The sequence below is a fragment of the Chitinilyticum aquatile DSM 21506 genome (assembly GCF_000430805.1).
Classification (GTDB): Bacteria; Pseudomonadota; Gammaproteobacteria; order Burkholderiales; family Chitinibacteraceae; genus Chitinilyticum; species Chitinilyticum aquatile.
In genome coordinates this window covers 1-1,220 of record NZ_AUMS01000032.1, presented here as the reverse complement: position 1 = coordinate 1,220, position 1,220 = coordinate 1, and the positions used below count along the sequence as shown (strand labels likewise).

Here is a 1,220-nt window from a genome sequence, read left to right as displayed (position 1 = left end):
GGTGGCCGGCGAGGTCGTAGTGGTACAGCGTGTCGCTCACGATCTGGCCGTTGCTCGTGAGGGTTTTGCGGATGCGCTGGCCCAGTGCCCCGACGGGGGCAAATCGATGCATACCCATGCCGATATATGCATGTAGCCCTTTCATATAAAAATCCACAGCCACATACCCATGAAGTAGGCGAGAAACAGCTTGGGGGAGATGGATTGTTAAAGATCGGGGATTCGGAAAACAACATGGCTTTCGCCTCTGATTACGTTTCGCTAATCAGAGTTGCGCAGGCTCTCTTTGGCTTTACACCTACGTGGCATCGCTTTTTCTGGGCCGCCAATGCAATCCCAGACAATTCGATCACCTGATAAGGATGGAATCAGAATAATAACCTGTCCATCCCTACCTCCTCGAAGAATTATCACACTGGAGTCTGTGATTTCAATCAAATCAAGGTCTAATTTCTGAAGTAAATTTTTGTTAACTTCGCGCCCGGCATCAATAAGTGACTTCTGCTTGATAGCCTTCCGCTCTATTGTATCTTGAATTTCTTTTACCCGCAGCAGCCAATTATCTGTTTCTACTTTTGCACGATAATCGGAATATTGTGAATTTACAAAAATAGCAGAAATTACAATCAATGATGCACCTGCGATCGCCATAAAAAAACACTTCATGTCGGACTCCTTTTCAACGCGGGTGAATTGGCGGATCATTTGGGCCGTAATTGCTATCACCAAACCAGCCTTTGCAGTTTTGACATGGATTTCCTACAGAAATTTCGTCAGCCCTAGGATCATAGTAAACAATAGGATCTTTAGGGTTGCTTGATGTAGCCAAACCCCATGCGTGCCCAAACCCAGCATCCATCAGAAAATACCATCGATCATTATAATGACCCTTGGCAAGTTCTTCATTGACAATCTCTGTTTGCTCACCGCAATCTTTATAGTTATTAGGGTTTTTACACCCGGGAGACCAAGGATACATCCGACATAAATTGTTCCTCCATTTATTTGGAAGACGCAACTCATTTCGCGTCATCTGATCAACAATTTCTCGATATCTCTCGCGAATTTTTTCCACATCCTGATCACTCAAACCAAGTAAATCAACCAGACCTAGTGGATTTCCCTCCACATAAGCATACGTATTAATCCCCCCCGCTAGCCCAATCGGGTCAGACTGCATGTACCGCCCCGTCAGCGGGTCGTAGTCGCGGTAGTAGTTG

2 protein-coding genes are annotated in these 1,220 nt (G+C 45.7%); both read right to left on the bottom strand.

The features are described from left to right. Positions 1-261 precede the first annotated feature (261 nt). Positions 262-666, bottom strand: a complete 405-nt coding sequence (locus tag H559_RS0113155) for a hypothetical protein (RefSeq protein ID WP_081413061.1) — start codon at positions 664-666, stop codon at positions 262-264. A 13-nt stretch (positions 667-679) separates the two neighbouring features. Beyond that, the coding region (locus H559_RS23065; protein WP_211230945.1) for an RHS repeat-associated core domain-containing protein at positions 680-1,220 on the bottom strand (541 nt) is incomplete at its 5' end.

Excerpts from the sequence above, each read along its gene's own strand:
- H559_RS0113155 (WP_081413061.1), bottom strand. The coding sequence starts at position 666 with ATGAAGTGTTTTTTTATGGCGATCGCAGGTGCATCATTGATTGTAATT.